6 protein-coding genes are annotated in these 7,695 nt (G+C 69.8%); 3 read left to right on the forward strand and 3 right to left on the reverse strand.

Annotated elements, in window-relative coordinates; all coding sequences use genetic code 11:
- Positions 1-35: 35 nt before the first annotated feature.
- The 3 genes from AOK09_RS25700 to AOK09_RS25710 form a co-directional block, all read right to left on the reverse strand.
- Entirely contained in the window at positions 36-1,373 is a 1,338-nt protein-coding gene (locus tag AOK09_RS25700; RefSeq protein ID WP_055589623.1) for a M60 family metallopeptidase, read from the reverse strand.
- Between the two features lie 187 nt (positions 1,374-1,560).
- On the reverse strand, positions 1,561-2,604 hold the full coding sequence (locus AOK09_RS25705) for a LacI family DNA-binding transcriptional regulator (RefSeq protein WP_407675437.1): 1,044 nt from the start codon (positions 2,602-2,604) through the stop codon (positions 1,561-1,563).
- Positions 2,605-2,712: 108 nt separating this feature from the next.
- Complete coding sequence (locus tag AOK09_RS25710; RefSeq protein WP_107101451.1) at positions 2,713-3,702, reverse strand: hydroxyacid dehydrogenase; 990 nt, start codon at positions 3,700-3,702, stop codon at positions 2,713-2,715.
- A 329-nt stretch (positions 3,703-4,031) separates the two neighbouring features.
- Between AOK09_RS25710 and AOK09_RS25715 the strand changes: the two genes are divergently transcribed.
- Genes AOK09_RS25715 through AOK09_RS25725 form a run of 3 tightly spaced genes read left to right on the forward strand, consistent with a single transcriptional unit; the run spans position 4,032 to position 7,634 of the window.
- The gene (locus tag AOK09_RS25715) at positions 4,032-5,036 is read left to right on the forward strand and encodes an ABC transporter permease (protein ID WP_055589625.1); all 1,005 of its coding nucleotides are present in this window, start codon (positions 4,032-4,034) and stop codon (positions 5,034-5,036) included.
- 43 nt (positions 5,037-5,079) lie between these two features.
- Positions 5,080-5,940: a carbohydrate ABC transporter permease gene (locus AOK09_RS25720; RefSeq protein ID WP_055589628.1), complete on the forward strand. Its 861-nt coding sequence runs from the start codon at positions 5,080-5,082 to the stop codon at positions 5,938-5,940.
- A 35-nt stretch (positions 5,941-5,975) separates the two neighbouring features.
- A complete protein-coding gene (locus AOK09_RS25725; RefSeq protein WP_055589626.1) occupies positions 5,976-7,634 on the forward strand; it encodes an extracellular solute-binding protein in 1,659 nt (552 codons plus the stop codon).
- The last annotated feature ends 61 nt before the right edge of the window (positions 7,635-7,695 follow it).

Genomic DNA, 7,695 nt, shown 5'->3' on the forward strand with positions numbered 1-7,695 from the left:
GCTCCTTCCGAGGGGCCTTCGCGTCGGTGGTGGTGTCAGTCGCTGAGTGCGCTGGGGTCGACCGGCGGCGCGGGCAGCCGGAGTGCGGCCACTTCCGCCCTGCCGGTGTCGTCGATCGGGAAGGCCCAGCGGTTGACGAAGAAGTCGGTGAGGTCGTAGCCGGCGATGCGGCTGGAGTAGGTGGCGAGCGCCCGGTAGCGCTTGGCCGTCTCGGTCCAGTCCGACTGCGGGTTCTCCTCGCGGACCAGCCTGTGCAGCCGCGGCCAGAAGTCGTCGCCGAAGGCCAGCTCCAGCTGGCGCAGCGGCACCAGCTTCTCGTAGGAGCTGAAGGAGGTCTCGTACGCCAGGCCCGCGGTGCCGAGCTTGGGCTGGGCGGACTGGAAGTAGTTGAGGCCGGTCTTGGCGTTCACCGTGAGCAGGTTGGACGACTGGCCGAGGGTCCGCTGGGCGGCGAGGGAGTAGATGTTCACCGTGACCTCGGTGAGCCCGGTGGGCTTGTACGCCATCTGCTGGTGCAGGTGGCCGAGTTCGTGGTAAAGGCCCCAGCCGCGGGTGCCCAGGCCCTGCACGGTGGTGGCCCGGTCCAGGTAGGAGCGGGGGAAGCCGTTGTAGCCGTGGGTGGCGTAGGCGCCCACTCCGGTGGGGACCTGGCTGACCTCGGTGAAGTGGTAGGGGCCGGCCTTGCGGACGTGCAGCGGCGAGGAGCCGTCGAGGCCGCTGATCGCCGCGTGCGAGGCGATGATGGTCTCCAGCAGCTCCAGCAGCGCCGTGTGGTCCTCGTCGCGGTAGAGCAGCGCGCCGTCCCGGGTGAGGGTGAGGATCGTGTGCGGGGCGGTGAGCTCGACGTACGGAACGTCGGTGAGCGCGTCCAGCTGCGCCTGGTACGCGGCCTCCGTGGTGGAGCCCAGGTCGAACGCGGGCATCCGCACCGCCCCGGAGCGGAACTGCACCGCCGCCCGGTCCCCGTTGCCCGCGAGGGTCAGGTAGACCGGACCGCCGTACGGGTCGGTGACGCGGTTGGCGCCGGGCTTGAGCGGGTAGCTGCGCACCTCCTTGACCTGGCCGTACAGGTCCCACAGGCCGATCCACAGGGTGGGCACCAGCTCGTCGTACGGCAGGACGTTGAGGGTCAGCTCGGTTGCCGGCGGGACGTACAGGCCGGTGGAGTTGAACTCGCTGCCGCGCAGCGCCTGGGCGAGCCGAAGCCGTTCGCTTTCGGCGGAGGGGCGGGCGGTCACCGTGACGGTGGCGCCGACGTCCTCGGTGGCGGCGGCTCGCGCGGGGAAGGCGCCGAGCAGGCTCGCGGCACCGGCACCGGCACCGGCCAGCCCGGCGAGGACGGTACGGCGGCTGACGGCAGGAGGATTGCGCATCCGGTCTCCCTGGGGGCGGGGTTGCGGTTGGTGTGCGGTCGACTGCCGGACAGCATGTAAGCGTTTGCTATGCAGGGCAAGAGACTCGGCAAAGTTTCCATCAGTTTCTATGCATCAAGACGCGTTCATCAATCCGAGCAGCCAGTAAGCGCTCACATCGGGGCGGGCCGGCGCAGAGCCGGGGCCGTCAGCCGCGACGGGCCCGGCCGGGGGTGCGGGGAGCCACCGACTCCCGAACCACGATGTGGGTGCCGAGTCGCAGCACGCCGGTACTGGGCGCCCGCCAGTCGTCGTCGTCCTCGCTGGGCAGCGCCAGCCGCAGGGCCTGGCGGCCCATCTCCTCGAGGGGGATGTGGACGGTGGTCAGCCTCGGCCGCATCTCCTCGGCCACGGGCACGTCGTCGTAACCCACCAGTGAGACCTCGCCGGGGATGCGGACGCCCGCCTCCTCCAGCGCCTGGGCCACCCCCGCCGCGACGATGTCGTTGGCCGCGAAGACCGCGGTGAAGTCCCGTCGGCGGCGCAGCAGGTCGCGCATGGTGCGATAGCCGAAGCCCCGGCTGAAGGCTCCCGTGTGCACCAGGTCGTCGTCGGGTGCGACCCCCCGCAGCTCGTGGGCCCTGCGGTATCCGGCCAGCCGGTCGCGCGTGGTCGAGACCCCGGGTGGGCCGCCGAGGTACAGGATCCGCTCGTGGCCCTGGTTCAGCAGGTGGTCGGTGATGGCGAAGGCGCCGCCCTCGTTGTCGTACTCCACGGCGGCGGCCGGGACCCGTCCCCCCAGCGAGGGGCGGCCGCACAGAACCAGGGAGGCGCCGCCCGCGTGCAGCTCCTGCGCCCGGCGGGTGAGTTCCGCCGTGTAGGTGCGGTCGGCGATGCTCCCGCCCACCAGCACCACGGCGTCCGCGCGCTGCTCGTGCAGCAGGTCGACGAAGGCCAGCTCGCGTTTCGGGTCGCCCTCGGTGCAGCACACCAGGCAGAGCCGGCCGGTGCGGGCCGCCTCACGCTCGACGCCGCGTGCGATGAAGGCGAAGAAGGGGTCGACGATCTCGCTGACGATGATCCCCACCGTGCGGTTGGAGGCGCCGGCGAGGGCGCGGGCGTGCGCGTTCACCACGTAGCCGAGCTCCCGCATGGCGCTCTCGACCCGCTCGCGGGTCTCCTGCGCCACCGGGTAGTTGCGGTTCAGGACCCGGGAGACCGTCGCCGTCGACACGCCGGCACGCTCGGCCACGTCCCTGATCGTGGCGCGCCGCTGTTCGATCGCCGCCTGTTCAGCGCCCCGGGGCACCGCGCTCACCTCCTTCCGTGCAGGAGCCTATTGCGTGTCGGCCGCCGGTGGTCATGCGATGTGCCCCATGTCATCCGCGAGCACCGGGTGGCGCAGCGGCAGCCCCGCGGCGTACCGGGCGATCTCCTCTACGGCGGAGGCGCCGAGCCGGGCGACCTCATTGCCCTGGGCGCCGGCCAGATGCGGAGTGAGCAGGACGTTCTCCAGCTCCCACAGCGGGTGGCCGGCGGGGAGCGGCTCGGGGTCGGTCACGTCCAGGACCGCGTCCAGTCGGCCGGCCACCAGGTGTCGGGTGAGGGCCTCGGTGTCCACGAGCCGGCCGCGCGCCGTGTTGACCAGCAGTGCGCCGGGGCGCATCAGCGAGAGCCGTCTCGCGTCCAGCAGATGCCGGGTCTCGGCGGTGTCGGGCGCATGCACGGTGACCACGTCGCTCGCTGCCATCAGGGGGTCCAGATCCATGGGGGTGGCGCCGAGGGCGGCGGCCTCCGCCGCGCCCACGTACGGGTCGTAGAGCAGGACCTCCGCCTCCAGGACCTGGTGCAGTAGCTCGATGACACGGCGCCCGGTGCGGGAGGCGCCCACCACGCCGACGGTCAGCCCTGCGTTCCCCAGCCAGAGAGGGCGGGCCAGATCGGCCTCGATTCGGCCGGTGCGGCGGTCGGCGCAGCTGCGGGAGATCGGGAAGACGCGCTTGGCGCCCATGATGATCGCGGCGAGGGTGAACTGGGCCACGGGCAGGGCGTTGGCCGCCGCAGCGGAGGAGACCAGGACGCCCCGGCTGAAGGCCTCGGGTGCCAGAAAGGGCTTCACCGTGCCGGCGGCGTGCACGATCGCACGCAGCCCTGGCGACCTGTCCAGAACGGACCCGTCGATCCGCGGGCATCCCCAGCCGGTCAGCAGCACCTCGGTGTCGGCCAGCACGGAGGCCGCGTGCGCGGTGCCGAAGTCGTCGAGCACCTCCGCCGAGTGCAGCTCCGTGATCTGTTCGAGACGGGCACGCACGACGGGCGGGAAGAGGTCGTCCGGCAGGTCGGGACTCATGGCCAGGGCGGTCCGCGGCCGGCGAACGGGGCGCAAGGGTGCCCCCGTGGATCCGGATGACCCCTCGTCAGCGGTGGGCATATGAACTCCCGTAGTAAACGGATACTGCGATGCTGCACGGTAGGGAGTCCCTGGCGGCAGCGTCAAGCGCGCCAGCGACGGGACCGGGCGGCCATGACCTCGGCATGCTGTGCTGCCACCCCCGGGTGGCAGTCGTCGTTGCTACCGGGGTTCTGGATGTAGCGACGAGAAGTGTTGACTTTTAAGAAAACGCTTACTAGCTTGCCGCATCAACTCCCGCAGGATTCCGCCGGAATGAGGAACCCTCAATGGCTGACTCAGCGCCCGCTCTGCCGCGCACCGAACGGTCATCCGACCGCCAGGGCGCCTCAGCCCTGTCCCGGGCCCGTCCCGCCAGGCTCAGCCTGCGGCAACGTCTCAAGCGCGACAGGGTGATGCTGTTGCTCACCCTGCCCGGCCTGCTGTACTTCCTGGTCTTCCACTACGCGCCCTTGTTCGGCTACCTCACGGCGTTCAAGGACTACGAGGTGTATCTCGGGTTCGCGCAGAGCGCCTGGGTGGGGCTGGCGAACTTCCAGGCGATGTTCTCCGACCCCGCCTTCTGGTCCGCGGTCGCCAACACGCTGCAGATCACCCTCACCCAGCTGGTCTTCTACTTCCCGGTGCCGATCGCACTGGCCCTGCTGCTCAACAGCCTCGTCGGGGACAGGGTGCGGCGCTTCGTCCAGAGCGTGGTCTACCTGCCGCACTTCATCGGGTGGACGATCATCGTCTCCGTCTTCCAGCAGCTGCTCGGCGGCACGGGAGTGCTCACGCACGTGCTGCAGAGTCTCGGTCTGCCGGGGTACGACATGACCACCGATCCCGGGGCGTTCCCCTGGCTGCTCACACTCGAGTCGGTCTGGAAGGACGCCGGCTGGGGCACGATCATCTTCCTGGCCGCCCTGCTCAGCATCGACCCGCAGCTGTACGAGTCGGCGGCGATCGACGGTGCGGGCCGTTGGCGCCGGACGTGGCACGTGACCCTGCCCGGCATCACGCCGATCATCATTCTGCTGCTGGTGCTCAACCTCGGCAGCATTCTCTCCACCGGCTTCGAGCAGGTCCTGCTGCAGCGCGACGCGGTGGGCCCGGATGCCGGCGAGGTCCTCGACACCTACGTCTACTACCACGGCATCAAGAGCGGGCAGTGGGGGCCGGCGGCGGCTGTCGGCCTGGTCAAGATGCTCATCGGCACGGCGCTGGTCCTCGGCGCCAACAAGGTGGCCCACTTCTTCGGCCAGGACGGGGTGTACCGTGGCGCTGCCCGCTGAGACCATGTCCGCACGCCGGTCGGGGAACGCCCGTCCGGCCTGGGTGGAGTCCCCGTCGCGGGTCGGCCGGGCGGCCAAGGCCCTGCTGCTGGTGCTGATCACACTCGCGGTGATCTACCCCATCGTGGGCGTGGTGGGCACCAGCCTGTCGGACCAGGCCACCATCTCCGTCAACGGCGGCCTGGTGCTCATCCCCACCCACCCGCAGCTCGACGCCTACCGGGAGATCTTCGCCGGCGGGGTGGTCTCCCGGGCCCTGCTGGTCAGTCTCGGGATCACCCTGTGCGGCACGGCGGCGAGTGTGCTGGTCACCGTGGGCATGGCCTACGGCCTGTCCCGGCCGGAGGTCACCGGCTCCCGGGTGATCCTCATGGTGGCTCTGCTCACCATGCTGTTCAACCCCGGCATCATTGCCAATTTCCTCACCGTCAAGTCGCTGGGCCTGTACAACTCCTTCGCGGCTCTGGTGCTCCCTTCGCTGGTCAGCGCCTTCAACCTGGTCGTGCTCCGGTCCTTCTTCATGGGTCTGCCGGGCGAGCTGCTCGACTCCGCCAGGGTCGACGGCGCCGGCGACTTCCGGATCCTGGTCCGGGTCGTGCTGCCGCTGTCCAAGGCCGCGATCGCCGTGATCACCCTGTTCTACGCGGTCAGCTACTGGAACGCGTTCTTCAACGCGCTGCTCTACCTGCAGGACTCGGCCAAGAACCCGCTGCCCATGGTCCTGCGCTCGTTCGTCATCGGCGGCCAGTCACTTCACGAGGCCGCCGCGGGCGAGATCCCCGCACCACAGCAGGCCGTCCAGATGGCCGTGCTGGTGGTCGCGCTCGTCCCCATCCTGTGCGTCTACCCCTTCCTCCAGCGCTACTTCACCAAGGGCGTCCTCACCGGCGCCGTCAAGGGCTGACATCCCCCGCGCCCAAGAATCGAGGAGTCTCCGACGTGTCCACCTCCCCTGTGCTCTCCAGAAGAGGTCTGCTCCGACTCGGCGCCGCCATCGGCGTGGCCGCCGCCGCCGGACCGGCGCTGACCGCCTGCGGCAGCTCCACCACCCAGGCCAAGGCCCACGGCCTCGAGGTCACCCTTCCCACGTACCAGGCGATCAGCAGCACCCTCAAGCCCGACCTGCCGGGCACCGCAGCGGGTGTGCCGCAGGGCTTCTTCACCTACCCGAAGCAGTTGTTCCGCGCCGTGCAGAAGCCGCCGCTGAGCGGTCAGACGCTGAGCATCGCCGAGATGTCCTTTCTTCCGCCGCCGCCCGCCCGGGAGAAGAACGCCGCATGGCGAGCGATCGAGGAACGGCTCGGCGGAAAGATCGACTGGACGGTCGTCGCGGCTGACGACTGGCCGACCAAGTTCAGCACCATGGTCGCCGGCGACGCCCTGCCGGACATGTTCGTGTACCAGGGCGGCGTCGACAACCTCCCCGCATTCGCCAAGGCCAAGTGCGCCGACCTCTCCCCGTACCTGTCCGGGGACAAGGCCAGGGACTACCCCAACCTGGCCAACATCCCGGACGCTATCTGGAAGCAGTGCCTGATCGGCGGCAAGCTGTACGGCCTGCCGATTCCCCGCAGCATCACAGGGGGTGACGGCTTCTACCGGGCGGACCTGTTCGCGCGGGCCGGTGTCACCAGCCTGGACCAGATCGCCGACGCGGATGCGTTCTTCGAGCTGATGAAGGAGGTCACCCGTCCCAAGGACGGCGTCTACGGCATCATGACCGGCTTCACCAACATCGCGGTCAAGATGTTCGGCGCCCCCTACTACTGGCAGGTCGACCACGCCACCGGGAAGTTCACCGCCGACGTCGAGACCGAGGAGTACCGCGCCGCGATCGAGTACGTCGCGAGGCTCAACAAGGCCGGCGTGTACTACCCGGGTTCGGCCGGCATGCAGAAGGCCAAGTACATCAACCTCTTCCAGGCCGGCAAGGCCGCGTACGTCTACGACGGCCTGCCCGGCTACCTCGGCCCCACCGGGCACCTGGCCACCATGAAGAAGATCGACCCGACCTTCGACGTACGGCCCTTCATGGCCCCGGGCAGGACTGCCGTCTCCTGGCCGGACAACGTGATGTTCGCGATGACCCTGATCAAGCAGGCGGGGGAGGAGAAGGTCAAGCAGGCCCTCGGTGTGGCCAACTGGGCCGCCTCACCGTTCGGCTCGGAGGAGTACACCCTCATCGCGTACGGTGTGGAGGGCGTTGACTACCAGCGCGACGACAAGGACAACCCGGTGCTCAACGACACCGGGACGCAGGACACCGCCGTGCCGTGGAAGTACATCGCCGCGCCCCCGCAGGCACTCTTCGACTCCGGCTCCGCCCAGGGCGTGCGCTACGTCCACGAGGCCCTGTCCAAGCAGATCGGGCGCGTGATCGAGGACCCGACCGTGGGGCTGTACTCCCCGACCTGGGAGAGCAGCAACGGGACCCTCCTCACCCTGCGGACCGACACCGTCAACGACATCCTCGCCGGCCGCAAGCCCATGAGCGCCTTCGACGACATGGTCAAGCAGTACCGCAGCAAGGGCGCCGACAAGGCGCGCAGCGAGTTCGAGTCGGCCTGGGCCCAGTCGCAGAAGGGGTCCGCCAAGTGAGCCGCCGGATCAGCTCCGCCATCGCCGTGGCCGCCGCGGCCGCCTGCCTCGCCGCCGCGGC

Origin of the sequence: Peterkaempfera griseoplana, from assembly GCF_001418575.1 — a bacterium.
GTDB lineage: Bacteria > Actinomycetota > Actinomycetes > Streptomycetales > Streptomycetaceae > Peterkaempfera > Peterkaempfera griseoplana.